Here is a 24,641-nt window from a genome sequence, read left to right as displayed (position 1 = left end):
TAGTTTTCGGTAAACCTTGATCTGCATAATCGCCATAACCACCCCTCGCCGACGGCTCTTGGCCGCTGGCGAACGATGCAGAAGGGGAGAACGATGGCGAGGAAGATCTTTTACCACCGCCGGTCCCGCCGCCGCATTTTCGCTGCGGCGGGATTCGTGCTGTCCATTTTGCTGTTCTTTTCGGCGGGGCTCTATACGGGCATCGCCATCGCGCCCCTGTTCAATCCCACCCAGACCGCAAGCACGAACGAACCAGCCGCGCAGCTTGCCGCAGCGGAATTCTGACTTCCTGTCTTCCGCGTCCTTCCCCCCGACTTTTTGTTTCCTGCCCAGACAGCACCCGCGCCCTTCCAGACCGGACAGAGCCGCGCATTGCTGCTAGAAAAGCCGCCCGGAGAATAAAACCGGATAATAAAAACGGTGAAGGCGGAGCGACATGGACCTTCAGCTCAACGGCAAACGGGCGCTCGTCTCGGGCAGCCATCGCGGCACCGGCCGTGCCATCGCACATGCGCTGGCGCGCGAAGGCGCGCATGTGATCGTTCATGGCTTCGACCTTGAAGCAGCCGAGGCGGTTGCCGGCGAAATCCGCGGAGCGGGATTTGCCGCGAGCGCCCTGGCGGGCGACATCTGCACCGATGAGGGCGCGGCGAAGGTCGCGGACGGCGCGGGCAGTATCGACATTCTCATCAATAATTACGGCACGGCGGATGCGGGCTCATGGACCCGCACGGAAACCGATGGCTGGATCGACGCTTATGAAAAGAACGTTCTTTCCGCCGTTCGCCTGACGCGCGCCTTCATGGGCGCGATGAAGGAGAACGGCTGGGGGCGGATCGTCATGCTCGGCACCATCGGCTCGACGGAGCCTGCTGCGCGGATGCCGCATTACTACGCCTCCAAGGGCGCGCTTGCGACCATGACCGTGTCGCTGGCGAAGGAACTCGCGGGCACGGGGGTGACCGTGAACCTCGTTTCGCCCGGCCTCATACGCACCAAGGAAGTGGAAGAACGCTTCCTGAAACAGGGCCGCGAGCGCGGCTGGGGCGAGACCTGGGAAGAGGTCGAGCCGCATGTGCTGAAGAATTTCATGGGGAACCTCACCGGACATATTCCGCGCCCGGAGGAGATTGCCGATCTCGTTGCCTTCGTGGCGAGCCCGCTGTCGGGAGCGATCAACGCGCTCAACATCCGCATCGACGGTGGCACCACGGCGCTGGTGACCTGAACAACAGCGTGACCTGAAGAACAGAAAGAAGAGACTGGGAGAAAGAGATGCAGCCTTTCAGGTTCGACCTTTGCGAACTGCCCGGCGAGACCGAAGGGCTCCGGCAGGAGATCCGCGCCTTCCTTGCCGAAGAGCTGAAACAGATACCCAAGGTGACGCGGGCACAGACATGGTCCGGTTCTGACCCTGAATTCAGCCGGAAGATGGGCGCGAAGGGTTGGATCGGCATGACCTGGCCGAAGCAATATGGCGGACATGAGCGCAGTTTCTTCGAGCGCTATGTGATGCTGGAGGAAATGCTGGCGGCGGGCGCGCCGGTCGGTGCACACTGGATTGGCGACCGGCAGTCCGGTCCGCTGCTGCTGCGCTTCGGCACGGAAGAACAGCGCCAGAAAATCCTGCCGCGCGTGGCGAAGGGTGAATGTTATTTCTGCATCGGCATGTCAGAACCGGATTCGGGCTCGGACCTTGCTGCAACGCGCACTCGCGCGGACAAGGTCGATGGCGGCTACCGGGTGAACGGCACCAAGCTCTGGACCTCCGGCGCGCATACCGCGCATTACATGATTGCGCTCTTCCGTACCGACTTCGCCGCCGAGGCAAAGCATTCCGGGCTGACGCAGTTTCTGGTCGATCTGAAAAATACCGATGGCATTACCATTCGTCCGATCAAGGATCTGGCGGGCAATGCGCATTTCAACGAGGTCGTCTTCGAGGATGCCTTCGTGCCGGACAACATGCTGGTCGGCACGGAAGGCGGCGGCTGGGGACAGGTGACGGCGGAACTCGCCTTCGAACGCTCCGGCCCCGAGCGCTATCTTTCGAGTTTCCTGCTGATGGTCGAAATGATCCGCGAACTTGAAAAGCGCGGCGGCGAAGAGGGCGCGCGCGAAATCGGCCGCCTCGTCGCGCATCTCGTCACGCTGCGCCAGATGTCGCTCTCGGTTGCGGGCATGCTGGAGAAGGGCGAGAACCCGGCGCTTGAAGCCTCGGTGGTGAAGGATCTCGGTGCGATCTTCGAGCAGGACATGCCGGTGCGTGCGCATGAACTGCTTGGCATTGCGCCGGGGATTGGCACCGGAAACGACTACGAGGACGTGCTCGGCTATCTGACGCAGACAGTGCCGAGCTTTTCGCTGCGCGGCGGGACGCGCGAAATCCTGCGCGGCATCATTGCCCGCGGGCTTGGGCTTCGCTGAGGGAGGGAACCATGAACGAATTGCAGACGATCCTTTCCGACAGTGTGAACGGGCTGCTCGCCGAGCGCGTCACCAAAGCGCTGGTGCAGAAGGCGGAAGAAGGCGATTTTCCCACCGCGCTGTGGAACGAAGTGGAGGCGAACGGGCTTACCCGCGTTCTCGTGCCCGAGAGCCAAGGCGGGGCGGGCGGCACCTGGGCCGATGCGGCCATCGTGCTGAAGGCGGCGGGCGAACATGTTGCGCCGCTGCCGCTGGCCGATGCGCTGCTGGCGAACTGGTTTCTCGTGCAAGCGGGCATCGAGGTGCCGGACGGCGTGACAACGCTGCTCGACGGTGCCTTTACGCTTGAAGGCGGCAAACTCTCCGGCGAGGCGCCGGGTGTGCCCTATGGGCGGAATGCAGCGCATGGCGTTGCCATCGTGAAAGGCGAGGTGGTGCTGGTGCCGCTGGACGGCGCGGCCATCGAACCGGGCCTCAACGTGGCGCGCGAGCCACGCGACCGCGTCGTGCTGAAGGGCGCGGAGGCGACGGCGAAAAAGACCGCGCTTCCCGGAAATGCAATGAAACTTTACGGTGCGCTGATCCGTGCCTGCCAGATGGCAGGCGCGCTTGGCTATCTCTCGTCGCAGTCGGTGGCCTACGCGAACGAGCGCACGCAGTTCGGCAAGCCCATCGGCAAGTTTCAGGCGATACAGCAGCAGCTTGCCGTGCTTTCCACACAGGCCGCAGCCTGCGGCGTGGTGACGGACCATGCCTGCGCACAGCTGGACAAGCGGGGCGCTGAAGCGGCGTTCGAGATCGCGGTTGCCAAGATCCGTGTAGACGACGCATCGAGCATTGCGACATCCATTGCGCATCAGGTGCATGGCGCCATCGGCTTCACCTATGAGCACGGGCTCCATTTCGCGACGCGCCGCCTCTGGGCGTGGCGGGCCGAGTTCGGCGCGGGAAGCGAGTGGGCGGCCATGCTCGGCCGCGAGACGGTTGCAGCGGGCGCCGATGCGCTCTGGCCGCATGTCACGGCAAGATAGATTTCGAAACTCCGAAGGAAATTCCCATGAATGTCTCCGAAGCCCTCAAGACCCGCATCACTTGCCGCGCCTTTCTCGACAAGCCTGTGCCGGAAGAGACGGTGCGTGAAATTCTCGAACTCGCGAAATACGCACCTTCTGGCGGTAATCTTCAGCCTTGGCACGCCTATGTCGTGACGGGAAAGAAGCTTGAGGAGTTTCTCGGCATCATTGCGGAGAAGCAGAAGGAGAATCCCTTCGGCGAGGGCACGGAATACGACATCTATCCGAAGGGCCTGAAAGAACCCTACAAGGCGCGGCGCTTCAAATGTGGCGAGGACATGTATGCGAGCATCGGTGTCGCGCGCGAGGACAAGGCGGGAAGGCTCGCGCAGTTCTCGCGCAACTTCCGCTTCTTCGATGCACCGGTCGCCATGTTCTTTGCCATCGACCGGCAGATGGGGCTCGGCCAGTGGTCGGATCTCGGCATGTTCATCCAGTCGCTGATGCTCGTTGCCCGTGAAAAGGGGCTTCACACAGCGCCGCAGGAGGCATGGGCGATCTGGTACAAGACCGTCGCCGAATTCGTATCGATGCCGGAAGATCTGATGCTCTTTTGCGGGCTCGGTCTTGGCTATATGGATGAGAGCGCACCGATTAACCAGTTGCGGACGGATCGCGCACCACTGGAAGAATTCGCAACCCTGACTGGATTCTGAGCCGCACTTCCTGAAGGATAGGTGCAAACTCCGTTCATCCGGGGTTCAGCGTGGGCGGCGTAGGTTCGGGGCATGACGCACAAAGCCACATGGATCGCCTTGACGATCACTGCCTTCCTCGCCCTTGGCTTCGGCCCGGCGCGGGCAGACGGTCTTCTTGTGCCTGTTCAGTGGGGCTATCACTCCGAGCAGGACCGCGCGCGCGACGCCGTGCGTTCGGGCCAGGTGGTTTCGCCCGGACAGGCGAAGCAGGCAGCCCTGTCGCGTTATCCGGGCCGGTTTCTCGATATGAGTTTCGGCGGCAACGCCTATTACGTGAAGATCATGACACCCCAGAACAGGGTCGTCGTCGTGACGGTGGATGCGGCTTCGGGCCGCGTCACGGGCGCGAGATAGGCCGGGACAGGCGAAGAACGGAGAAGGTTATGCGGCTTCTTGTTGTCGAGGACGACCCGGATCTCAACCGTCAGCTTGTAGCGGCGCTCGAAGAGGCGGGCTATGTGGCAGATAGCGCGAAGGACGGCGAGGAGGGGCATTTTCTCGGTGACACCGAACCCTATGATGCGGTGATCCTCGACCTCGGCCTGCCGGAGATGGATGGTGTCACCGTACTTGAAAAATGGCGGCGCGACGGCCGCACCATGCCGGTGCTGATCCTTACCGCGCGCGACCGCTGGAGCGACAAGGTCGCCGGTTTCGACGCCGGAGCCGACGACTATGTGGCGAAACCCTTCTACATGGAGGAAGTGTTGGCGCGGCTGCGCGCACTGCTCCGCCGGGCGAGCGGGCATGCGACGAGTGAACTCGAATGTGGCCCCGTCCGCGTCGACACGAAAAGCTCTCGCGTGACAGTAAACGGCCGCGCGATCAAGCTCACCTCGCTGGAATACCGGCTGCTCGCCTATCTGATGCATCATCAGGACCGTGTGATTTCCCGCACCGAACTCGTCGAACATCTCTATGATCAGGATTTCGACCGCGACAGCAATACGATCGAGGTCTTTGTCGGCCGCCTCCGCCGCAAGCTCGGCAAGGATGTAATCGAGACTGTGCGCGGCCTGGGCTACCGTCTTGTGGCGCCCGAAGATGCGGTCTGACAGTCTTGCATTCCGGCTGATCGCGGGCGCCGCGCTCTGGAGCGTCATTGCGCTGGTCGCGGGTGGATTGATCCTCTCCGCCATTTTCCGCAATTCCACCGAGCGTAGTTTTGACGCCCGGCTCTCCGTTCTCCTGCACTCACTGATCGCCACGACCGAAGTTAACGATGACGGCGAAATAGAGCGTCAGGGCGGCCTTTCCGAAACGCGTTTCGATCTCGTTTATTCCGGCTGGTATTGGCAGATATGGCCAGTGGCACCGCGCGCGGCTGTGCGTTCGCGTTCGCTTTTTGATCAATCCCTCGATCTTTCACCCGCCGATGAGACGGTTCGCAGCGATGTCGGTCTGAAGGTTTTCGATACGGTTGGGCCCGAGAACCAGCCTCTGCGCGTGGTCGAACGCCGGCTGACGTTACCCGGCTACGATGTGCCGGTTTCCTTTGCGGTGGCGGGAGATCGCTCGGAAATGAACGCCGAAATCCAGAGCTTCAATACCTGGGTTTTCGCTGCGATGGGTGCAATGGGGGCCGGGCTGCTTATTGCGCTGCTGATTCAGGTGCGCTTCGGCCTGCGCCCGCTGGAACGCGTGCGCGGTTCTCTCGCGCAGATCCGCTCCGGCAGGGCGACGAAGCTTGAGGGAAGGTTCCCCGCCGAAATCCAGCCGCTGGCCGACGAACTGAACGGGCTCCTGGAGGGCAACCGGGAAGTGATAGAGCGAGCGCGCACCCATGTAGGCAATCTCGCTCACGCCCTCAAGACACCTCTCAGTGTGCTGACAAATGAGGCCCGGAACCACGATGGCGCTTTCGGAGAGACGGTGACGCGCATGACTGGGCAGATGCGCGAACAGATCGACCATCATCTTGCTCGTGCGCGCATGGCGGCGTCCGCAAACGTACTTGGGGCGCATACGCCGGTGGAGCCGGTGCTGGAGCGGCTGGCACTTGCGCTTGAGCGTATCTATGAAGAGAGCGGCGTCACCGTCGAACTGGATTGCCCGGATGAGGCGGGCTTCCGGGGCGAGACACAAGACCTTGAAGAAGTGGCCGGCAACCTGCTCGACAACGCCTGCAAATGGGCGAACAGGCGTGTGCGCGTGACGGTAATCCCGAACGCCGCCACGCTGAAGGCGAGACCCTTCTTCTGTCTGCGTGTCGAAGATGATGGACCGGGGCTTCCCGAAGATGCGCGCGCCGCTGTGATGAAACGCGGAACGCGGCTTGATGAGTCGAAGCCGGGATCGGGGCTTGGGCTTTCCATCGTGACGGAGATCGCAGAGCTTTACGGCGGCGAAGTGAGGCTCGACAAATCGCCGCTCGGCGGCCTCCGCGCGGATCTCTATCTCCCAGCCGCCGCCGGGTGAGAGAAAAAGCGAGGCAATGAGCCGGGCAAGCTGAACGCCGCATGAATGGCGCGTTCAGGGCCTGCTCAACAGCCGTCATCTACCTTCATGACCATCGGATCAACCAACCAGGAATTGGGGTACGTGTCATGAAGATCAGGAATGTCTTTCTCGTCAGTGCTCTCGCCGCAGCGCTTGCCGGGTGTCAAACCGGAAATCCCTACGGCTACAGCGGAGGCCCGAAGCAGGGTATCGGTACGGTCGCAGGTGCCGTTGCGGGTGGCCTCGCAGGGTCGCAGATTGGCGGCGGTTCCGGTCGTCTCTGGGCGACGGGCGCTGGCGTGCTGCTCGGCGCGCTCGTCGGCAACAATATTGGCCGCAGCCTTGATCGCGCGGACCAGAGCTATCTGCAGAACGCTTCTTATGGAGCCTTCCAGAGCGGTCAGCCGACGCGCTGGAGCAACCCGGACAGCGGCAATTACGGCTATGTTGAACCCGGCCGCTCCTATCAGACAGCGCGCGGCGGGTATTGCCGCGAATACAGCCAGACCGTCTATATCGGCGGGCACCCCGAAAGCGCTTACGGCACGGCTTGCCGTCAGCCGGATGGAAGCTGGCAGATCGCGAACTGAAATTGATTTCCGAGGAACTGACGTGAAAAGGCCGCCGCTTTCCTGAAGGAATGCGGCGGCCAGTTCGGAACGGCAGCGACGCGGCCTCATTTTTTGTATCTACGGGACCGCCCCGTTTGCACCAAACTATTCGTCTCGAAGAGTCACCGCGCCCTCAAGGGGTGCGGCAATAAAGGATAAAGGCTCAGGCAGAAAGGCCCCCTGAAGTGTCCGGCTCTTCCTGCCTCGCCATACGACCCTCTATCGAGATCGAAACTTTGGCGATGGCAAACGGCGTCAGCAAACCGTTAGACATCGGATCACCTCCTTTCAATTGTTGAACCAAGGATCTTTAGCGTGAATCCCTGCGGGGCCCGCGTCAAGCAAATGTGTATGAAACTTCCGCACATACATCATGCGGTACGGTTCACTGCGGTTTATCGAGAGTTTTTCCGGGCGAGGTGACGATACATGACGGCGGCAGCGCATGGACATGGCGCTGCTGCGAACGCAATCCAGTCATCGCTACGAATCAAGGTGTTAACTTGCGGCGGTTGCGGAGATGACTTTCTCCGGTTCGCTTTCGTCTGCCGCCATCAGGGAAGCGATGGTGACGGCATCGACAATCTCGGATTTCCGTTCATCCAGCTTTTCGAAAAAGGCTTCCACGCGGGGTTCATGAGCGAGGGTGTCGTCGGCGATACTGCGCCGGTAGCGCTTCGTCCGAACAGCATCGAAGACATCGGCCAGCTTCGTCTTGTCGGCCGGACGACCCGGCACGAAGCGGCTTGGCGTGCCCGTGGTGAAAGTGAGAAGGCCGGCCTCGCAGAGCGCCGTGCCGATCTCTCCCATCGACTCCATCGGCACATGCAGCCGCCGTGCGAGTGTTTCTTCCGTCCAGGGTGTTTGTCCGCGGTTGAATGCGTCGTGCACGAGAAGCAGGGCCTGCACGGCCATGCGGTCGAGCTGGCGAAGCGTGAGCAGGCTGACGCCCGCATGGGGCGAGAGATAGGCCCTGTTTTGATAATAGAACGCGATGGCGCAGCCACCGAGCAGAATGAGCCAAGCGGCATAGAGCCAGATCATGAAGAAGACGAGGCTCGCAAAGGCGGAATAGATCGCCACATATTGTGCCGACTTCACGACGAAGGTAGCGAAAGTCCAGCCAGCCGCGCCCCAGGCGATACCGGCGACCGTTGCGCCAACCGCCGCAGCGCTGGCCTTTACCCTTGTATTCGGGATCATGATGTACATGAAACCGAAAGCGGCGATGAGCACGGCATAGGGAAGCATGCGGCTCGACTGTTCGAGTATGTACCGCACGGTCGCATATTCCGTGAGGCTGCCGACAAAGGAATTCGACACGGCTCCGGCCATGATGCCGAATACGGTCAGCACGAGAAGCGGCCCGAGAACGCTCATGCTGACGATCTCGGTAAACTGGCGGGCGAAGGAGCGGTTCGACTCCACGCGCCAGATCGAATTGAAGGCTGCTTCCACTTTGTTGATGAGCGAGATGACGGTGTAGAGCAGGAAAGCGAAGCCAACCGTGCCAAGCACGTTGACGTTCACACGCTGCACGAATTCCAGCATCTGTTGGGTGATCTCGACCCCCTGGTCGCCAAGGGGGGAAAGGAAGTCCGCGAGCAGGTCTTCGATCCAGCTGTCGAAGCCGAAGGCGCGGAACACGGCAAAGGCGATGGCGAGCGCAGGGACGATGGAAAGCAGTGTGGTGTAGACGAGGCTCATGGCACGCAGGCTGAGCGCGCCGCCGAGAAGGTCGCGTATCACTGCCCAACCGATCCGCGCCGCAAGAAAAAGCGACCTCTGCCACCAGGGCAGTTCGCTCAGCGGACGGTCCCAGACAAAGGTGTGAGCGCGTTCAAGAAGCGTGTAAGGTCCGAACATGGGATTATGCTATCTGCCAGGCCGAGCTTCGGCCAGTTTTGGCGACGGTCAGCTCTTCCGTCCACAACAAAAAGGCCCTCCACCGAAGGGGAGGGCCTTGGTCTCTCGAACGTGCGGGCGATGTGTCCCGCGCGACCCGATGTTAGCCGAGAACCAGTTCTTCGGCAGAGAAGCGGCCATTGCGCCCCTCGACCAGTTCGTACTGGATCTGCTGACCTTCTTGCAGGGATTTCTGACCGGCGCGTTCGACGGCAGAGATGTGGACAAACACGTCCTTGCCGCCATCCGCCGGTGCGATGAAACCATAACCCTTAGTGGCGTTGAACCACTTCACGACTCCGCTAGCCATAGTGCCTTGAATGCCTCGTGTAGAAATAAAGGACGGATGCCAGCCTGACGATGACACCCGATTAAAAACGCTATCACCGAATTTTCCCGAGGCCTATCGAAAATCTAGGGGCGCGACATCGGATTTTAGAGGCAGTTTACAGAGGAATTCTGTGATTTTCCGCCGTGTGGAACCAAATTTTAAGCATGGCTGGCTAGCCTGCACGGGAACCCGGAAACAGAGGCGCATATTCTGGATTGGTTACCCGCTAACCAGGGAAAGCGCCGGAACCAGCGATTGCACCGCGAAAGCCGATGATGACGGAACAGCAAACGTCGATCAGACAGAAGCTCGCAAGCTATCTGGCTCAGCTTCCGCAGCCTACCGCGCTGAAGCTTGCCTCCGGCCTGGAGCGGGAGCGGCTGCGCGGAACAGCGAACCTTCCCTACGAAATGATCCTTGCCGGCCTTCGTCCCCTGCTCGCATCGTTCAAGGGCGCACGGCCCGGGATGCCGGATGCCCTGCGCCAGTTCTGCCGCCCTTTCGAAGATCTTCTGGTCGATCGGGACGACAACGGCGCGCGCCAGGGGCGGATATCCCGCGCCTCGGTCATGCGTGTCTGGTCGTGGCTTGAACAGGATTTGATGCCGGACACGCTTCCCGATTTGAAAGCCCGGATTGCAGAGCATACCTTGAAGAATGACGACGTCGCGCTGAACGCGGCCGTGTCCGTCATGCATGCCTCCACCGCCGCCGCCATCCAAGCCGCGCTCAGTGAAGCGCGTCAGGATGCAGCGAGGCGCAAGCAGGTCGAAAAGCGTCTCGGCGGCGAGATCGGCTTCGAGGATGCCTGCGAGATCGCCGATGTTCTTTCCGTTGCGCCCGTCATGCTTGAACTGCAGGCGGCGTTGCCAAAGCAAATCGCCGATTTCGACGAGGGGATGGTCGCGGCGCTGAAGGAGCTTTACGAAAGGGTAGAAGAGACATCGCCATCCAACGCCCTTTACCTGGCCTTTGCCGTGACGGGGCGTCTCAGTGAACCCTCCCAGATTCTGCGTTTCGTCCGTAAGGTTGCCCAGCAGCGTGACGACAAGGTGATCAGCCGTTGCGAACTCGCGATCTTCGGCGAGCAATTGCTGTCCGATATGGAGAAGATCGCGCGTCGTTGTGAAGCGTTGCGCCCCGGCCATGCCGATCTCGACGAACTTCTCGAAGATGTAAGACGCTTCGCGCATCTCTCGAAAGGTTTCACTGCCGAGATCGACCTGCACCGTAATGGCGAATGGGGGCAGAGGTTGCTTTCCGCGCGCGGGCGCTTGTCGGCGGCGATCTCGCAGGAAATGTCTCGCTTCGAGACGGAACTTGTCCGTGCATTACCCTTCCATCAGTTCGGCCAGTATGGCCGCGGCGGGCCAATGCGTCCCGATCTAGGGAAAGCGCCCGATCGTTCCCGTCTTGACCGCGTTGCGGCATGTCTGCGTTTTGTGAGTGGTGTGACCCCGATCTGCGAACCGCTCGGCGCGCAAAGTCACTGCCGCAGCATTCGCCAGCAGATCGAAACTTATCTCGCCTCATACGAAGACAGGCTGCTTGAAGAACTGCGTGTTTCGCAAGGGACGTCGCGCGCCAACGCCGGAGATTTCCTCGAAGCAGCGGCAAGGCTTCACGAGACGCTCGGTGAGGACAGGCAAGCCGAAGTGTTGCGCCGGCGCGGCCAGGTTGCCGCGCAGGGGTGATCGTTCGTCATCGCGCGGCGAATTCTTCCTCATAGGCGAAGAGACCTGAAGAACCGCCAGTGTGCAGAAAAACCACGGCTTCCTTTTCGGTATATCTCCCAGCCATGATCTGCCCGAGGAAACCAGCCATGCTTTTGCCCGTGTAGACCGGATCGAGAAGCACACCTTCCATGCGAGCGACAAGTTCGACCGCGTCTCTCATTTCCTGTGAGGGCAGACCATAGGCCTCACCGAGGAACCCGCCGTCGAGATCGATGGAGCCCACATCGGGCGATGGCGCTTCCAGCAGGGCGGTTGTCTTGCTGGCGAGCGCATGAATGCTCTCCGCCATTGCAGCATTGTCCTTGCGATAGACGTTGATGCCCGCGATGGCAGGACCGGCGCCACGAAGCTGCGCGCCGGCGACAAGACCGGCCTGGGTGCCGCCGCTCGAAGAGGCGTGAACAATCACCGATTGATCGAGGCCGAGCGCATCGAGCTGATCGGCAAGTTCCAGATAGGCATTGGCATAGCCAAGCGACCCTGTCGGGCTCGATCCGCCGACGGGGACGAAATAGGGTTTGCCCCCCTTGGCCTCGATTTCCTTGAAGAGCTTGCCGAATATTTCTGCCGCATCCGCATCGGCGTTTTCGATGCGAACCTCCGCTCCGAGAATGCGATCGAGCAGCAGGTTGCCTGAACGGCGATAGGCGGTGGCCTTGTAGGGCACGGTGTCGAACAGAACGAGGATGCACGAGAGCCCGGCAACGGCTGCCGCCGCCGCGGTCTGGCGCGCATGGTTCGATTGCAGCGCGCCTGTCGTCACGATCGTGTCGCAACCCTGTTCCAGGGCTTCTCCTAAAAGATATTCGAGTTTCCGCGTCTTGTTGCCGCCGGTGGCAAGGCCGGTGCAATCGTCCCGCTTGATGAAGAGGCGAGGAACGTCGCGTGCTCCACGTGCCCTGAGTTCGTCGCGCAGGTGGCGCATCTCCGCCAGCGGTGTCGGAAGATGGGCAAGCGGCAGATGCGGAAATTCGTCGAGAGCCTTCGGCATGCTTCAGATCACCCCTTCCAAACGAAACGACAAAATCTCGTCTGTTGTGTAACCGAGTTCGCCAAGAATAACTTCCGTGTGTTCGCCGAGCAGCGGTGCGCGCTCGCGGACGGAACCTGGCGTGCGGGAGAGCCGGAGCGGTGTCTCCATGACCGGAGCTGGGCCGGGCAGGCCCGGAAAGGCCAGAGGCTTCAGATAGCCCATGTCATTTATATGCCTGTCATCGAGCGCCTGTTGCGGTGAATAAACCGGACCGGCGGGGATGCGCGCGGCTTCGAGTTCGGCGAGCGCTTCTTCCGTTGTCCGCGTTTCCGCCCATCGCTGAGTGCGCTCCGAAAGGATTTCGCCATGATCTCCGCGTGAAAGGTCATCCTTGAAGCGCGGGTCCGTCAGCCAGTGATCTTCACCCATGAGGCGCGCCCACCGCTTGAAGAGAGGCATGCCGATCACCTGAACCAGTATCCAGCCATCTTTCGTGCGGACAATATCGGCGGGGCCTGCATAGGGAGAGCGGTTGCCAATGGCGACGCGGTCCGTCTTGCGCAGCTCCTGTTCGATAAGATGAAAATTGAAATAGGCGAGGGCGGTGGAAAGAAGCGATCCTTCGACGACCTGGCCCTTGCCGGATTTTGCCCGTTCCATGAGCGCCGCCATGGTTCCGAAGGCCGAGAGCGAGGCAGTGCCGAAATCGACCCAGGGTGCATAGCTCTTTACGGGCTCCTCGAGATGGCCTGTGAGGTAGGCCGCGCCCACCATTGACTGCGCCACCCCGTCGAAGCCGGTTCGTTCGCTATAGGGCCCGCCATGGCCGAAGGCCGAGACCGTGGTGAGGATGATGTCGGGTTTCTCCGCAGTAAGGCTCTCGTAGTCGAGCCCCATAGTCTTCAGTGTCGAAGGAGGCAGGTTTGCGACAACGACATCTGCCGTGGCGACGAGCCGGCGTACGATGCCACGTCCGGTTTCCGTCATGGGGTCGAGGGTGAGGCCGCGCTTGTTGCGGTTCATCTGCAGAAACATGGCTCCCTCGCCACCTTCGCCGGGTCCGGCTTCCGGCACAATCGGCTGCACGAAACGGTCCTCGGACCCTTCTCTCCGCTCGATGCGGATGACCTCTGCGCCCATATCGCCAAGCAGCGCCGCACAATAGGGCCCCGCTATGTAGCGGCCGAAATCGAGTACGCGGACGCCTTCCAGAATGCCGCCGCTTTTCTCCCCTGACATGACCTCTCCTTGCATCAGATCGCCCTGTCTCATTTTCGCACAGCGGACAGGTGCCCAGACGATAGGCAAGGCTGCCGCAATGAGAAAGACCGCCTTTCCGAATTTTGCATTTTATTTAGCCTTTGCTCCGTAATCTACGCGCTGGGATCGCGGGAGGAGCGTCCCCGGCGCGGAATGAAGAGAGGACGCTTGCGTGACGTGGTCGGCTGACACGAGTGGAGAGGCTTTGTCCACACTGCGGCGCAAGCCGGAGGACGAACCCGCATATCTCTGGACTGGCGAATTTGCCGATCCGGTACTCGAAGACAATTATCTGCGCGCAAGCTGGGACGAGATACATTCGCGCCTGGGTGCGGTGCTGATTGCCGTCTATGTCTTCACGAGCTGGATGGTTTTCGACTTCATCACGCTCGGGTTCAGCTGGTCTTTTGTTGCGCTGTCGGCGGGCCGTCTGGTGGCGCTCGGTTCAATTCTTCTCGCGTTAAAGTTTTTCCGGGCGCCCGGCGATCAGCGCTACTTCATGTTCTGCGCCATTCTCACGCAGGCTCTCGTTGCTATCATCGCACCTCTCTCGCTGATGCTCGGCGAAGTCGATTTCGCCGCTGCGCTTCTCAGCATCGTGGTCATACTCTTTGCTTTCTACATCGGGGTGCCGACGCGCCTCACCACCAACCTCGCCTTGTCTTCTCTTCTGTGCATCGGGTTTGTCGCGGTTACACCTTCGCTGGGCGAGGTGTCCGCCATCACCATGCTGGAAATCTGCGTTCTCTTCGCCGTCGTGAACGCGATCGGCGTCGAGATGGTGCGCGCCGCAAACAGGCTGCGCCGCAACGGCTTCACAACCCTTCTGCGTCAGCAGGAACTCTATGATGAGCTGAAGCGGGAAGTGGGAGTCCGTCAGGAAGCTGAACAGGCTGTGCGCGCGACGGAAGAAAGTTTCCAGAGCATTTTCTATGCTGCACCTTTGCCTATTTCATTGATCGATCCTGCGACCTTTCGCGTGATGCAGGCGAATATGGCTGCCCTCCAGCTATTCGATGTTGAAGACGAGGATGTGAGCGGACTCGATGTGCGCCAGCTTTTCCAGGAAAACGACCTTCCCGCCCGCCTCGATCGTCTCGTTTTGAAGGGGCGTGCCGGGGCGCCCGTGGAACTTGGCATGAAACGCATGGATGGTGAGCCCATCCATGTTCTCGTCTCGGCGGCGATCGTCCATTTTCAAGGACGCCGCGCCATGCTTCTGGGTCTTCAGGACGTCACCGCGCGGCGCCGGGAAGCGGAAGCGCTTCGCGATGCGCGCGACCAGGCAACTGCCGCGAGCCGCTCCAAATCGGAATTCCTGGCCAACATGAGTCATGAACTTCGCACACCACTGAATGCCATCATCGGTTTTTCGGAGGCGTTGGAGCGCGAGCTTTTCGGGCCGGTCGGCAACCCGCGCTACCGCGAATACGCGGAAGACATTCACAATAGCGGCGTGCATCTTCTCAGTCTCATCAACGACATTCTCGATCTTTCCAAGATAGAGGCCGGCCACTTCAAACTGCATGAAGATGAGACGGACCTCGATCATGTCGTGCAATCCGCCATGCGTATCGTCCGGCATCGCGCCCAGCAGGCCAATATCGATCTTGCATGCAACCTGCCTGATCCATCGCTTGTGGTGGTGGCAGATGAGCGTGCCTTGAAGCAGGTGCTGATCAATCTTGTTTCGAACGCGGTGAAGTTCAGTCCGGACGGTGGCGAGATTTCAATATCGGGACAGCTCGCGTCCGAATATTTACGTATTTCCGTAACGGACCGGGGCTGCGGCATTTCCAAAGACGATATTCCCCGTGCACTCACGCCATTTACACAGCTCGACGGTTCGCTCTCGCGTCAGCATGAAGGAACGGGCCTCGGCCTGCCGCTTGCGAAACATCTGACGGAGCTTCACGGTGGCGTACTTACCATCGAGAGTGAAATCGGACAGGGAACAACGGTACACATAGAGTTGCCGCTCTCGCGCGTTGTTACCCGGGAAGAGCCGAAAGGTGTGGCGGCCTATTGAGCTGTCTTGTCCCGTTCGCCGGGACGGTAGCTTTCCGCGATATGACCTTCGAGTTCTTCGCGCGTGAAGCGCACAGGCTTCACTCTCATGCCGGCAAAAAGTGGCGACTGATCTGCGTAATGCGGGGAAGAGCGGTCGAGCGTCGCTGAGCCAAAGGGGTGCACGCTTTCAGAGGAAAGTTTCCCGTTCCGGTCCCACTCCACGAACATGATGAGCGTGTCGCCGCCATGCGCACTCAGTGTTCCATCTTCCTCACTTGTGCCGTAGATCGCCCGCAAAATATCGGGCCCTCCGTCGACGGCCAGATCGAGGGAGCCACGCCGGAAGCGATTGACTTCGCCCCATTCGGGATCGAGACGTCCGAAATGCGTTGTTAGCCGCTCGATCGCATCATGCAACTTTGCCATGGGGTCGGGCGGTGTCTGACCGCGAAGGCGTGCGGTGATGACAGGTTGCGCCGTCAAAACGGCAAGCGCCGCGCCTCGGCTGCGAACATCCGTCCGGCGGTCCCATCCGCGCAGGATTTCTTGCGCTTTTTCTACGTCTTCGTTGCCTTGGGAATCTGCTTCGATCAGTTCTCCGATGAGCGCCGCCATGGCAGAATTTTCACTGTAGCGCAGATCGTATTTGTACTCGTGGAATTCACGTCGCGTTATCGAACTGTCCGCGCCATAGGTTTCCTCAAGGCGCAGTGCACGGTTCGTCATATCCGTCTGGATGCCGAGCGTGCCAGGAAAGTTCGCCGGATCAAGGTTGTCATTTCCTGCAGTCGCCCGGAACGGGGTGTTGTTCGCATTGAACACGAGACCTGAATTTGGATTGATGAGCTTCGGGACGACCTCGAAGGGAACGTATCCTTTCCAGATAAGCGATGAATCGTCGCCCGGTACTACGCCCGACCAGTCGGGGCCTTCTTTTCGATCGGGGAACTGCGCATTGTAGACATAGGCGATGTTCCCCTGAGCGTCGGCGTAGATGTAGTTGATACTCGGCAAGGCCTGCAGCCGCATCGCCTCGATCCATTCGCCGAGGTTCCGGGCCTTGTCGAGTGCGAAATACTGCTCGACCTGCCTGATTTCCCCCATCCCCGCATATCGCACCGCGAAGGTGCCGTTCGGCGTCCGCAGTGCAGGCCCGTGCTCGGAGCGCAGCACTTCGCGCTCCACCGTCCACCAGAAGGGCCCCCAGAGATCGACGCGGATTGTAGCAACACTTACTTCGAAGTTCCGCCATTCTCCGTCGAGCAGATATTGATATTCGTCATCCGGGTTGACCGTGAGGCGATAGACATCGGCAAGATCCGGTTCGTTCACGGTGTTTGCCCAGCCGAGCGTTGCATTGTGGCCATGCAGCATGAAGGGAGAGCCGGGGAAGAATCCGCCCGCCACGTGCCAGCCTTCCCCGCTTTCGATGACGGCTTCATACCAGGCGACCGGGCCGGTGAAGGGCTGATGCGAATTGACGAGAAGCCGGGTCGCGCCATCCGCCGAGCGGGCAGGGCCTGTCGCGACGCCATTGGAGCCGATGGGATAAGGCTTCTCCGAAGGCAGGAATGCATCCACACCTTCCTTGGACAGTCCGGTCTCGCCCCCGACCTTCCCTTCGAAGACGGCCAGAAGCACCTTGTCGAGCCCGTAGAAAAAGGGCGACTTGAAAATGAACCCTGCTGCGATGTCTTCTCCGGTAACAGGCAACGTCCCGGGAATGACATTCTCCGGGTGAAGGGCGGCATAGTAGTTCACGCCGTCCGCATAGGCCTCGATCACTTCCCGTACCTCGGGCGAGAGATCGCTTTCGTAGCGCTTGTTCACCGTTTCCCAGACACCCATCAGATTGACGAGATAGTCCGTCACCGCCGCCCGTTCACCCTTGATGGAGGCGAGATGCCCGCGCGTTGCAATCAGCACTTCCTGGATCGTGCCAAAGTCATCCTCCGCATGCGCATAGCCGATACCGAAGGCTGCATCCGCGTCCCGGTCACCGAAAATATGCGGCACACCCCATTCGTCGCGCTTTATCGTTGCGTCATATTCGGCGGCTTTCGCGATGAAGGGCGCAGGATCGGCGGCGGTTGGCGCGTCGATTGCGGCTCGAACGAGAATGACGGCGAGGACCATTGCCGCGAGGCCAGCCAGTCCGAACAGTCCTGCTTTCACGATGCGCAACACGCGGCCCCCCTTTTTTTGCCAGGTTGCGAGCCTAACCGACCGGCCGATTCCGTCAAATTGCCGGGGCCGGGGCAGGCCGCCGCCAAACCGGGCTGCGTCCCTCCGCCGCTTTCGGCATACGGTTGAAACCTCTATACAGGCTCGGCGCCCCTGCGCCGCCAACTCCTGAAGAAGGTTTACCCGTGCTGCTTTCGCCGAACGACATACTTCTTTTTCTCTCGTTTGCATTGCTCACGGGCGTTGCGCTCTGGCTGTTGCTGCGCCCGTTGAGAGGCGAAGCGTTGGCCCCGGGGGCGAGCCGAGGCGACAGCGAAGTTGCGCTTTATCGCGATCAGCTTGAGGAAATTGGCCGCGATCTTGAACGGGGCGTAATCGGTGAGACGGAAGCGGAATCCGCTCGCCTTGAAGTCTCGCGCCGGCTTCTCGCGGCGGATGAGGAGCGTGAAAAGACGGGACGCACCGAGGCCGCCGATCCGCGCTGGCGCAAGGGCACGGCGCTGCTGCTTGCGCTGGCCGTGCCGGCCCTCGCCCTCGGCGTCTATCTTGCCGAGGGGTCTCCCGGCATGAAGGGACAGCCATTTGCCGAGCGCCTGAGCGTTCCGCCGGAAGAGCTGCCTCTTGAAGGCCTGGTGCTCAGGATCGAGCGTCACCTGAAACAGCAGCCGGACGACTTGCGCGGATGGGAGCTTGTTGCGCCCGTTTATCTGCAGCTTGGCCGCTTCGAGGAGGCAGCGAACGCCTGGACCCGCGCTATGCTGGCAGGCGGAGTGACGGCAGGCCGTCTTGCGGCGCGCGGCGAGGCGCGCGTCATGTCGAATGACGGTATCGTGGGCCCGGGTGCGAAACAGGATTTCGAAAAGGCGGTCGAGATCGACCCGGCAGAACCCCGAGCGCAATATTTTCTCGGCATGGCTGACTTCGAAGCCGGGAACCGCGACGCGGCGCTCATGCGCTGGAAAAAACTCCTTGAAACGGCCCCCGACGACGCGAACTGGGTGCCCGCCCTTCGCGCGCGCATCGCATCCGTGGAGCAGCGCCCCGCCATTTCTGCTGCCGATGAGCCGATGATCCGCGGCATGGTGGACGGTCTTGCGGCGCGCCTGGCAGAAGATCCCGCCGACCTCGAAGGCTGGCTTCGTTTGATCCGCTCCTACAAGGTGTTGAACGAAATGGAAAAGGCTCGCGCGGCGGTGGCAGAGGCCAGAGCGATCTTTCCCGAAGACGAAGTTGCTCTAGACCGGATCGCAGAAGCCGAAAAATCGCTCGCCGACTAATCCCCGGCCAGCCCGGCCTGCCTGTAGGATGAACGCCGACTCACACGCGCAGGGGGGCGGCAGGCAATCATGTTGAGCAAAACGCAAAAGGAAACGGCGAAGGCTATCGTCAACATCTTCGAGACGGGAAGCGCGCGCGGCGACTATGCCCGTGTCACGCTGCTTGCGGGTGATAGCGGGCATCTCACCTATGGTCGCGCGCAAACTACGCTCGGCAGCGGCAATCTCCACCTCCTCATCAAGTCATATTGCGCGATGTCCGGCGCCTCACATGCGCGGCCGCTCCAGCCTTATCTGCCACGCCTTGCCGACATCGATCTTCGCCTCGATACGGACCGGGCGTTCCGAACCCTTCTGAGCGAAGCAGGTGCCGACCCTGTCATGCAGGAGGCGCAAGATGCTTTTTTCGACCGTGTTTACTGGGCACCGGCGGTAACGGCAGCAGGGAAGCTCGGTCTCGTCGAGGCGCTGTCCGCCGCCATCGTCTATGACGGCGTCGTTCACGGCTCTTGGAGCGCGATGCGTGATCGCACCACCGCAAAGATTGGGACGCCACTGAAGGCGGGCGCGCGCAAGTGGACGGAGGTCTACATTGCCGAACGCCGTTCATGGTTCGCCGGACACTCGAACACGCTTTTGAGGAAATGTGTCTATCGCATGGATGCCTTCGCGGCACTGGCGAAAGCCGGCAACTGGTCGCTTGCACTGCCCGTGACGGTGCGTGGCGTTCATATAGATAAGGATGTGCTGGATATTGGTCCCGCCATTCCTGCTTCGGCTGAAGATGCGGCAAACCGGACGCTCCGCCTTGCAGAGCCAAGAATGAGCGGGAACGATGTCCGTGCCCTTCAGGAGGCGCTTGTGAAGGAGGGCTATGCCCTGAATTGCGATGGCATCTTTGGCGAAAGCGTCGAAAAGGCGCTGAAATCCTTTCAGCGCGACTTCGGGATCGTGGATGATGGTATTGCGGGGCCGGCAACCCGCCTGATGCTGGGACTTTGAGGCCCCGGCCCCGAAAACCTTGTCGCCCGCGACGATTTAGCGGTTTCAAGGGGAGGTTCCGGCGGGATATACCTCTCCTCATTGGCCACCTTGCGGCCCGGGACGGGAGCGAAACATGACGCGCAAACAGCGCCGCGCCACATTCATCTTCGTCAGCCTCGGCATTCTGGGTATTGCCGCCGGGCTCGTGCTCTATGCGTTGAGCGACAGCGTTACGTTCTTCTATAGCCCGAGCGACGTGGCCGAGCGTGGCGTGGAGCCGGGCGAGCGGATTCGTCTGGGCGGACTGGTCGAAATGGGCTCGCTGCAAAAGCTCGGGGACGCGAATGTGCGTTTCAATGTAACCGATTTCGTGGAGACGATTTCTGTCACCCATCGCGGTGTGCTGCCGGACCTCTTCCGCGAGGGGCAGGGTGTCGTCGCCGAGGGCGCCATTCAGCAAGACGGCACCTTCACCGCCGACAAGGTGCTCGCGAAGCACGACGAAAATTACATGCCGCCCGAAGTTGCCGACGCGCTGAAGAGGACCGGCAACTGGCAGGGTGAGGGCGCCGAGGCATCGCACGCCGAAACCTACGGACAGGGCAGTTATCCATGATTGCCGAGTTCGGCCATTTCGCGCTGGTACTCGCCTTCGTCGTCTCGTTGGTGCAGATGGTTGTGCCGATGGTCGGTGCGCATCGCCGCGACGCGCAGTTGATCGGCGTTGCAAACCCCGCTGCGCTGCTTCAGTTCCTGCTTGTCGCATTCGCCTTCAGCGCGCTCCTCTATCTCTTCGTTGTTTCCGACTTCTCCGTGAAGCTGGTCTTCGACAATTCGCATTCCGAAAAGCCGATGATCTTCAAGGTCTCCGGTGTCTGGGGCAATCACGAAGGCTCGATGGTTCTCTGGGTGCTGATCCTTGCGCTCTTCGGTGCGCTGGTTGCGCTCTTTGGCAAAAATCTGCCCGATACGCTGCGCGCCCGCGTCCTCGCGGTGCAGGCTTCCATTGCGGTTGCCTTTCTCCTTTTCATTCTTCTGACCTCCAATCCCTTCCTGCGTCTCGATCCCGCGCCCTTCGAGGGCAGCGGGCTCAATCCGATCCTTCAAGATCGCGCACTCGCCTTCCATCCGCCCTGGCTCTATGCGGGCTATGTCGGGTTCTCCATGACCTTCTCCTTTGCCATTGCCGCCTTGATCGAGGGCAAGGTGGACGCGGCATGGGCGCGCTGGGTGCGGCCCTGGACGCTTGCCGCGTGGCTGTCGCTCACCATCGGCATCGCCATGGGCTCGTGGTGGGCCTATTACACGCTCGGCTGGGGCGGCTTCTGGTTCTGGGACCCAGTGGAGAACGCATCGCTCATGCCCTGGATCGCGGGGACGGCGCTGCTTCACTCCGCCATCGTCGCGGAAAAGCGGGGCGCGCTCAAAAGCTGGACCATCCTTCTGGCAATTCTCGCCTTCTCGCTTTCCCTGCTCGGCACCTTCCTTGTGCGTTCGGGTGTGCTCACCTCCGTTCATGCCTTTGCCGTCGATCCCGATCGAGGTGTCTTTATTCTTGGCATCCTCGTCGTTTTTGTCGGCGGTTCGCTGGCGCTCTATGCGTGGCGCGCACCGCTCCTGAAGACGGGTGGCATTTTTGCGCCGATCAGCCGTGAGGGCGCGCTGCTGATGAACAACCTGCTGCTGTCGGCGGCCGTGGCCTCTGTCTTCATCGGTACGCTCTATCCGCTGCTTCTCGATGGCTTGACGGGTGCGAAAATCACGGTGGGGCCACCCTTCTTCAACTACACTTTCGTGCCCATTTTTGTGCCGCTTCTCTGCCTCGTACCGCTCGGGCCGCTGCTTGGCTGGAAACGGGCCGACGTGAAGGCCGCCGCCGAACGGTTGATCGCGGCAGCGGCTCTCGCCTTCATTGCTTGCCTCGTGACCTTCGCTTTTGCCTATGACGGGCCCTGGCTCGCGCCCTTCGGCATGGCGCTTGCCGTATGGCTCGTTGTGGGCGCGGCCTCCGAGATCGCGTGGCGCATTCGCCTGTTTACGACGCCTCTGCGCGAAAGCCTCTACCGTGCGCGACGCCTGCCGCGCGCCGCGTGGGGTACATCGTTGGCGCATGGCGGGCTCGGCATTGCGGTGGCGGGCATTGTTGGCGTGACCGCATGGCAAAGCGAACTCATCACAACGCTTGCCCCGGGAGAGAGTGCCGAAATTGCTGGATATACGCTGACACTTGAGCGCGTGGGGATGCGCGACGGCCCGAATTACGAAGCAACCGTTGGCGTCGTTCGGGTGGAGGAGGCCGGACGCATGATTGGCACCCTGACGCCGGAAAAGCGCCGTTTCCCGGCCGAGCGGCAGGAGAAAACGGAACCTGCGATCCGCACCAACGGCTTCGCGGACCTCTATGTTGTACTCGGCGAGCCATCGGATGACGGCAAGTGGGTCGTGCGCGCTTATTACAACATTCTCGCGCCGTGGATATGGATCGGCGGCGGGATCATGTCGCTGGGCGGGATCATGTCTCTTGCCGACCGGCGCCTTCGTGTCGGCGCGCCAACCCGTGCGCGGCTTCGCGCGGCACCTGCGGAATAGCGCCATGCGCCATACCCTTGCCACTCTGCTTCTTTCGCTCATGTTGACGGGGCCGGTGCTCGCGCTTGTCTCTCCCTCGGAGCGTCTGTCCGACCCCGGGCAGGAGGCCCGCGCGCGCGATATATCGAAGGAATTGCGTTGCCTCGTCTGCCAGAACCAGTCGATTGACGATTCCGATGCGGAACTGGCAGGCGATCTTCGCCGCATCGTCCGTGAACGGATCGCAGCAGGCGATACCGATGAGGAAGTCTTCGATTATGTCGTCGACCGCTACGGCGATTTCGTGCTGATGACGCCGCGTTTCGAGCCGGCGACCTGGGCGCTCTGGCTCGGCCCCTTGCTGGTTCTGCTTGCCGGCGGGGCCGTGACGGCCGCTTTTCTGCGCCGCAAGCGGCAGGAAGCGGGCGAGGCAGGTCTCACCGATGCCGAAAGGGCACGGCTCGCCGAACTGACATCCCCGGGAAAACCGCGGGACTCTGCCCCCTGAAGGCGTCATCTTTTCGCCTTACCACCCTGTAATGATTTGGACACGATTTGGAAAGGATCAGGACATGATCCTGTCCATCAAGCATGGCCGCCATCGCGCATCGGGCTGGGCGAACGGGCGGCGCAACGACAGGGAGTTATTCATGCGGAACGGTCGCAACACCACACTGCGCCTCAAGGCGCTGGCGCTTACCACGGCTGGCGCGCTCGCCTTCGGCTTGCCCGCAACGAGCGCCTTCGCGGAGACGGCGCCCCTCGATACCCAGTCCGCCGCGCCGACGGCGAACGCGCTCGAACGTCTCCCGAGCTTCGCCGATCTCGTCGAAAAGGTTAGCCCGGCGGTGGTCAGCATTCGCGTCGACGAGGAAGTCAGCGCCGAGAACTCCAACATGCCGGACCTGCCGTTCCCGCCCGGCAGCCCCTTCGAGAAATTCTTCCGCGATCTCCAGCCGCAGGGGCCCGATGGTCAGCGGCGTCCCCGCCATGCTACAGCGCTCGGTTCGGGCTTCCTGATTTCAGCGGATGGCTACATCGTCACCAACAACCATGTTGTTGGCGATGGCAAGGACATCACGGTGATCCGTGACGACGGCACGGAAATGTCGGCCAAGCTCATCGGCAAGGATCCGAAGACGGACCTTTCGCTCGTCAAGGTGGAGAGCAAGAAGCCGCTTCCCTACGTGGTCTTCGGCGATTCCGGCAATGTGCGGGTGGGCGACTGGGTGCTTGCCGTCGGCAATCCTTTCGGGCTCGGCGGTACGGTCACCACGGGTATCGTATCGGCACGTGGCCGTGAAATCGGCGCTGGCCCTTATGACGACTTCATCCAGATCGATGCTTCGATCAACAAGGGTAATTCCGGCGGGCCGACCTTCGACGTTCACGGCAATGTGGTGGGCGTGAACACCGCGATCTTCTCGCCGACCGGCGGCAGCGTTGGCATCGGCTTTGCCATTCCTTCGTCGATCGCCAAAAACGTGATTGCCCAGCTCAAGAAGGACGGCAAGGTCACGCGGGGCTGGCTTGGCGTTACCATCCAGCAGGTGGATGACGACATGGCGGCCTCCCTTTCGCTCGACAAGGCGCGCGGCGCCCTCGTCGCCCAGGTGGGCGGGGAAAGTCCTGCTGAAGCAGCGGGCATCAAGACCGGCGACGTGATCCTGAACGTCAATGGCCAGAAGATGGAAGACGTGCGCGCCGTAAGCCGCACCGTCGCCGATCTTCAGCCCGATACGGATGCCGAAATCATTGTCTGGCGCGATGGCCGCGAAAAGACCATCGACGTCGAGATCGGCGTCTTCCCTGAAAACCCGCAAATGGCGGCGGCAGCAGAAACCGGCGGTGAGGCCGAAACCGCGACCACCGAAGCCCTTGGCCTTGCACTTGCCGAGTCGCCCGACGGCGTTGTCGTCAAGAGCGTCAATCCCGATAGCGACGCGGCGGAGAAGGGGGTGCGCCCCGGCGATGTCATCGTGAAAGTCTCCGGCCGCGACGTGAAGAAGTCCGCCGATGTCGTCTCCGGTGTCGAGGAAGCGAACAAGGCCGGCAAGAGCTCGGTTCTTCTTCTCCTGCGTAGCCAGGATCAGCAGCGCTTCGTGGCGGTAGCGCTGGAGAAGTCCTGACGCGAGAACGAGGGGCAGCCGGAGTTCCCCCGGCTC

At 61.3% G+C, this 24,641-nt stretch carries 22 protein-coding genes; 17 read left to right on the top strand and 5 right to left on the bottom strand.

The features are described 5' to 3' along the window. Positions 1-93 precede the first annotated feature (93 nt). The 9 genes from ABJO61_RS06900 (at position 94) to ABJO61_RS06860 (ending at position 7,227) form a co-directional block, all read left to right on the top strand. A complete protein-coding gene (locus tag ABJO61_RS06900; protein WP_348323893.1) occupies positions 94-285 on the top strand; it encodes a hypothetical protein in 192 nt (63 codons plus the stop codon). Between the two features lie 151 nt (positions 286-436). Next, positions 437-1,228 (top strand): SDR family oxidoreductase, encoded by a 792-nt coding sequence (locus tag ABJO61_RS06895; protein ID WP_348323891.1) that lies wholly within the window; start codon positions 437-439, stop codon positions 1,226-1,228. 47 nt (positions 1,229-1,275) lie between these two features. Then, on the top strand, positions 1,276-2,427 hold the full coding sequence (locus tag ABJO61_RS06890) for an acyl-CoA dehydrogenase family protein (RefSeq protein ID WP_348323889.1): 1,152 nt from the start codon (positions 1,276-1,278) through the stop codon (positions 2,425-2,427). 11 nt (positions 2,428-2,438) lie between these two features. Further along, entirely contained in the window at positions 2,439-3,458 is a 1,020-nt protein-coding gene (locus tag ABJO61_RS06885; RefSeq protein ID WP_348323887.1) for an acyl-CoA dehydrogenase family protein, read from the top strand. A gap of 26 nt (positions 3,459-3,484) precedes the next feature. Then, complete coding sequence (locus ABJO61_RS06880) at positions 3,485-4,156, top strand: nitroreductase (protein ID WP_348323885.1); 672 nt, start codon at positions 3,485-3,487, stop codon at positions 4,154-4,156. Between the two features lie 72 nt (positions 4,157-4,228). Beyond that, positions 4,229-4,552: a PepSY domain-containing protein gene (locus ABJO61_RS06875; protein WP_348323884.1), complete on the top strand. Its 324-nt coding sequence runs from the start codon at positions 4,229-4,231 to the stop codon at positions 4,550-4,552. Positions 4,553-4,581: 29 nt separating this feature from the next. Next, positions 4,582-5,253, top strand: a complete 672-nt coding sequence (locus ABJO61_RS06870; protein WP_348323882.1) for a response regulator transcription factor — start codon at positions 4,582-4,584, stop codon at positions 5,251-5,253. After that, the gene (locus tag ABJO61_RS06865) at positions 5,243-6,616 is read left to right on the top strand and encodes an ATP-binding protein (protein ID WP_348323880.1); all 1,374 of its coding nucleotides are present in this window, start codon (positions 5,243-5,245) and stop codon (positions 6,614-6,616) included. Before ABJO61_RS06870 ends, ABJO61_RS06865 begins: the two co-directional genes overlap by 11 nt. A 128-nt stretch (positions 6,617-6,744) precedes the next feature. After that, a complete protein-coding gene (locus tag ABJO61_RS06860) occupies positions 6,745-7,227 on the top strand; it encodes an RT0821/Lpp0805 family surface protein (protein ID WP_348323878.1) in 483 nt (160 codons plus the stop codon). A 519-nt stretch (positions 7,228-7,746) separates the two neighbouring features. Here the strand turns inward: ABJO61_RS06860 and ABJO61_RS06855 are convergent. Beyond that, a complete protein-coding gene (locus tag ABJO61_RS06855) occupies positions 7,747-9,114 on the bottom strand; it encodes a YhjD/YihY/BrkB family envelope integrity protein (RefSeq protein ID WP_348323876.1) in 1,368 nt (455 codons plus the stop codon). A 142-nt stretch (positions 9,115-9,256) separates the two neighbouring features. Next, a complete protein-coding gene (locus tag ABJO61_RS06850) occupies positions 9,257-9,463 on the bottom strand; it encodes a cold-shock protein (RefSeq protein WP_293208411.1) in 207 nt (68 codons plus the stop codon). A gap of 296 nt (positions 9,464-9,759) precedes the next feature. Here ABJO61_RS06850 and ABJO61_RS06845 point away from each other — a divergent pair, with 296 nt between their 5' ends. Continuing rightward, the gene (locus ABJO61_RS06845; protein ID WP_348330975.1) at positions 9,760-11,178 is read left to right on the top strand and encodes a hypothetical protein; all 1,419 of its coding nucleotides are present in this window, start codon (positions 9,760-9,762) and stop codon (positions 11,176-11,178) included. 7 nt (positions 11,179-11,185) lie between these two features. Here ABJO61_RS06845 and ABJO61_RS06840 read toward each other — a convergent pair whose 3' ends face one another. Next, positions 11,186-12,211 (bottom strand): D-cysteine desulfhydrase family protein, encoded by a 1,026-nt coding sequence (locus tag ABJO61_RS06840; protein WP_348323872.1) that lies wholly within the window; start codon positions 12,209-12,211, stop codon positions 11,186-11,188. Between the two features lie 3 nt (positions 12,212-12,214). Then, positions 12,215-13,432 (bottom strand): CoA transferase, encoded by a 1,218-nt coding sequence (locus tag ABJO61_RS06835; RefSeq protein WP_348323870.1) that lies wholly within the window; start codon positions 13,430-13,432, stop codon positions 12,215-12,217. A gap of 226 nt (positions 13,433-13,658) precedes the next feature. On the opposite strand from ABJO61_RS06835, the gene ABJO61_RS06830 reads away from it, so the two are divergent. Then, positions 13,659-15,482 carry a PAS domain-containing sensor histidine kinase gene (locus ABJO61_RS06830; RefSeq protein WP_348323868.1) on the top strand — a complete coding sequence of 608 codons (1,824 nt, stop codon included), beginning with the start codon at positions 13,659-13,661 and terminating at the stop codon, positions 15,480-15,482. Here the strand turns inward: ABJO61_RS06830 and ABJO61_RS06825 are convergent. Further along, positions 15,476-17,650: an acylase gene (locus ABJO61_RS06825; RefSeq protein ID WP_348323866.1), complete on the bottom strand. Its 2,175-nt coding sequence runs from the start codon at positions 17,648-17,650 to the stop codon at positions 15,476-15,478. The two genes, ABJO61_RS06830 and ABJO61_RS06825, sit on opposite strands and share 7 nt — an antisense overlap. A 182-nt stretch (positions 17,651-17,832) precedes the next feature. Here ABJO61_RS06825 and ccmI point away from each other — a divergent pair, with 182 nt between their 5' ends. The 6 genes from ccmI (at position 17,833) to ABJO61_RS06795 (ending at position 24,605) form a co-directional block, all read left to right on the top strand. Then, a complete protein-coding gene (ccmI, locus tag ABJO61_RS06820) occupies positions 17,833-18,924 on the top strand; it encodes a c-type cytochrome biogenesis protein CcmI (protein ID WP_348323864.1) in 1,092 nt (363 codons plus the stop codon). Between the two features lie 69 nt (positions 18,925-18,993). Next, the gene (locus ABJO61_RS06815; RefSeq protein WP_348323862.1) at positions 18,994-19,926 is read left to right on the top strand and encodes a peptidoglycan-binding protein; all 933 of its coding nucleotides are present in this window, start codon (positions 18,994-18,996) and stop codon (positions 19,924-19,926) included. Positions 19,927-20,041: 115 nt separating this feature from the next. Next, the gene (ccmE, locus tag ABJO61_RS06810; RefSeq protein WP_348323861.1) at positions 20,042-20,524 is read left to right on the top strand and encodes a cytochrome c maturation protein CcmE; all 483 of its coding nucleotides are present in this window, start codon (positions 20,042-20,044) and stop codon (positions 20,522-20,524) included. After that, complete coding sequence (locus tag ABJO61_RS06805) at positions 20,521-22,497, top strand: heme lyase CcmF/NrfE family subunit (RefSeq protein ID WP_348323859.1); 1,977 nt, start codon at positions 20,521-20,523, stop codon at positions 22,495-22,497. Before ccmE ends, ABJO61_RS06805 begins: the two co-directional genes overlap by 4 nt. A 4-nt stretch (positions 22,498-22,501) precedes the next feature. After that, on the top strand, positions 22,502-22,984 hold the full coding sequence (locus ABJO61_RS06800; protein WP_348323857.1) for a cytochrome c-type biogenesis protein: 483 nt from the start codon (positions 22,502-22,504) through the stop codon (positions 22,982-22,984). A gap of 64 nt (positions 22,985-23,048) precedes the next feature. Further along, positions 23,049-24,605, top strand: a complete 1,557-nt coding sequence (locus ABJO61_RS06795) for a DegQ family serine endoprotease (RefSeq protein ID WP_348323855.1) — start codon at positions 23,049-23,051, stop codon at positions 24,603-24,605. Positions 24,606-24,641: the final 36 nt, after the last annotated feature.

Origin of the sequence: Parvibaculum sp. (genome assembly GCF_039973015.1) — a bacterium.
Classification (GTDB): Bacteria; Pseudomonadota; Alphaproteobacteria; order Parvibaculales; family Parvibaculaceae; genus Parvibaculum.
This window is presented reverse-complemented; position numbering and strand designations above follow the sequence as displayed.

Excerpts from the sequence above, each read along its gene's own strand:
- ABJO61_RS06900 (WP_348323893.1), top strand. The coding sequence starts at position 94 with ATGGCGAGGAAGATCTTTTACCACCGCCGGTCCCGCCGCCGCATTTTC.
- ABJO61_RS06895 (WP_348323891.1), top strand. The coding sequence starts at position 437 with ATGGACCTTCAGCTCAACGGCAAACGGGCGCTCGTCTCGGGCAGCCAT.
- ABJO61_RS06890 (WP_348323889.1), top strand. The coding sequence starts at position 1,276 with ATGCAGCCTTTCAGGTTCGACCTTTGCGAACTGCCCGGCGAGACCGAA.
- ABJO61_RS06885 (WP_348323887.1), top strand. The coding sequence starts at position 2,439 with ATGAACGAATTGCAGACGATCCTTTCCGACAGTGTGAACGGGCTGCTC.
- ABJO61_RS06880 (WP_348323885.1), top strand. The coding sequence starts at position 3,485 with ATGAATGTCTCCGAAGCCCTCAAGACCCGCATCACTTGCCGCGCCTTT.
- ABJO61_RS06875 (WP_348323884.1), top strand. The coding sequence starts at position 4,229 with ATGACGCACAAAGCCACATGGATCGCCTTGACGATCACTGCCTTCCTC.
- ABJO61_RS06870 (WP_348323882.1), top strand. The coding sequence starts at position 4,582 with ATGCGGCTTCTTGTTGTCGAGGACGACCCGGATCTCAACCGTCAGCTT.
- ABJO61_RS06865 (WP_348323880.1), top strand. The coding sequence starts at position 5,243 with ATGCGGTCTGACAGTCTTGCATTCCGGCTGATCGCGGGCGCCGCGCTC.
- ABJO61_RS06860 (WP_348323878.1), top strand. The coding sequence starts at position 6,745 with ATGAAGATCAGGAATGTCTTTCTCGTCAGTGCTCTCGCCGCAGCGCTT.
- ABJO61_RS06855 (WP_348323876.1), bottom strand. The coding sequence starts at position 9,114 with ATGTTCGGACCTTACACGCTTCTTGAACGCGCTCACACCTTTGTCTGG.
- ABJO61_RS06850 (WP_293208411.1), bottom strand. The coding sequence starts at position 9,463 with ATGGCTAGCGGAGTCGTGAAGTGGTTCAACGCCACTAAGGGTTATGGT.
- ABJO61_RS06845 (WP_348330975.1), top strand. The coding sequence starts at position 9,760 with ATGACGGAACAGCAAACGTCGATCAGACAGAAGCTCGCAAGCTATCTG.
- ABJO61_RS06840 (WP_348323872.1), bottom strand. The coding sequence starts at position 12,211 with ATGCCGAAGGCTCTCGACGAATTTCCGCATCTGCCGCTTGCCCATCTT.
- ABJO61_RS06835 (WP_348323870.1), bottom strand. The coding sequence starts at position 13,432 with ATGTCAGGGGAGAAAAGCGGCGGCATTCTGGAAGGCGTCCGCGTACTC.
- ABJO61_RS06815 (WP_348323862.1), top strand. The coding sequence starts at position 18,994 with ATGTTGAGCAAAACGCAAAAGGAAACGGCGAAGGCTATCGTCAACATC.
- ccmE (WP_348323861.1), top strand. The coding sequence starts at position 20,042 with ATGACGCGCAAACAGCGCCGCGCCACATTCATCTTCGTCAGCCTCGGC.
- ABJO61_RS06805 (WP_348323859.1), top strand. The coding sequence starts at position 20,521 with ATGATTGCCGAGTTCGGCCATTTCGCGCTGGTACTCGCCTTCGTCGTC.
- ABJO61_RS06800 (WP_348323857.1), top strand. The coding sequence starts at position 22,502 with ATGCGCCATACCCTTGCCACTCTGCTTCTTTCGCTCATGTTGACGGGG.
- ABJO61_RS06795 (WP_348323855.1), top strand. The coding sequence starts at position 23,049 with ATGATCCTGTCCATCAAGCATGGCCGCCATCGCGCATCGGGCTGGGCG.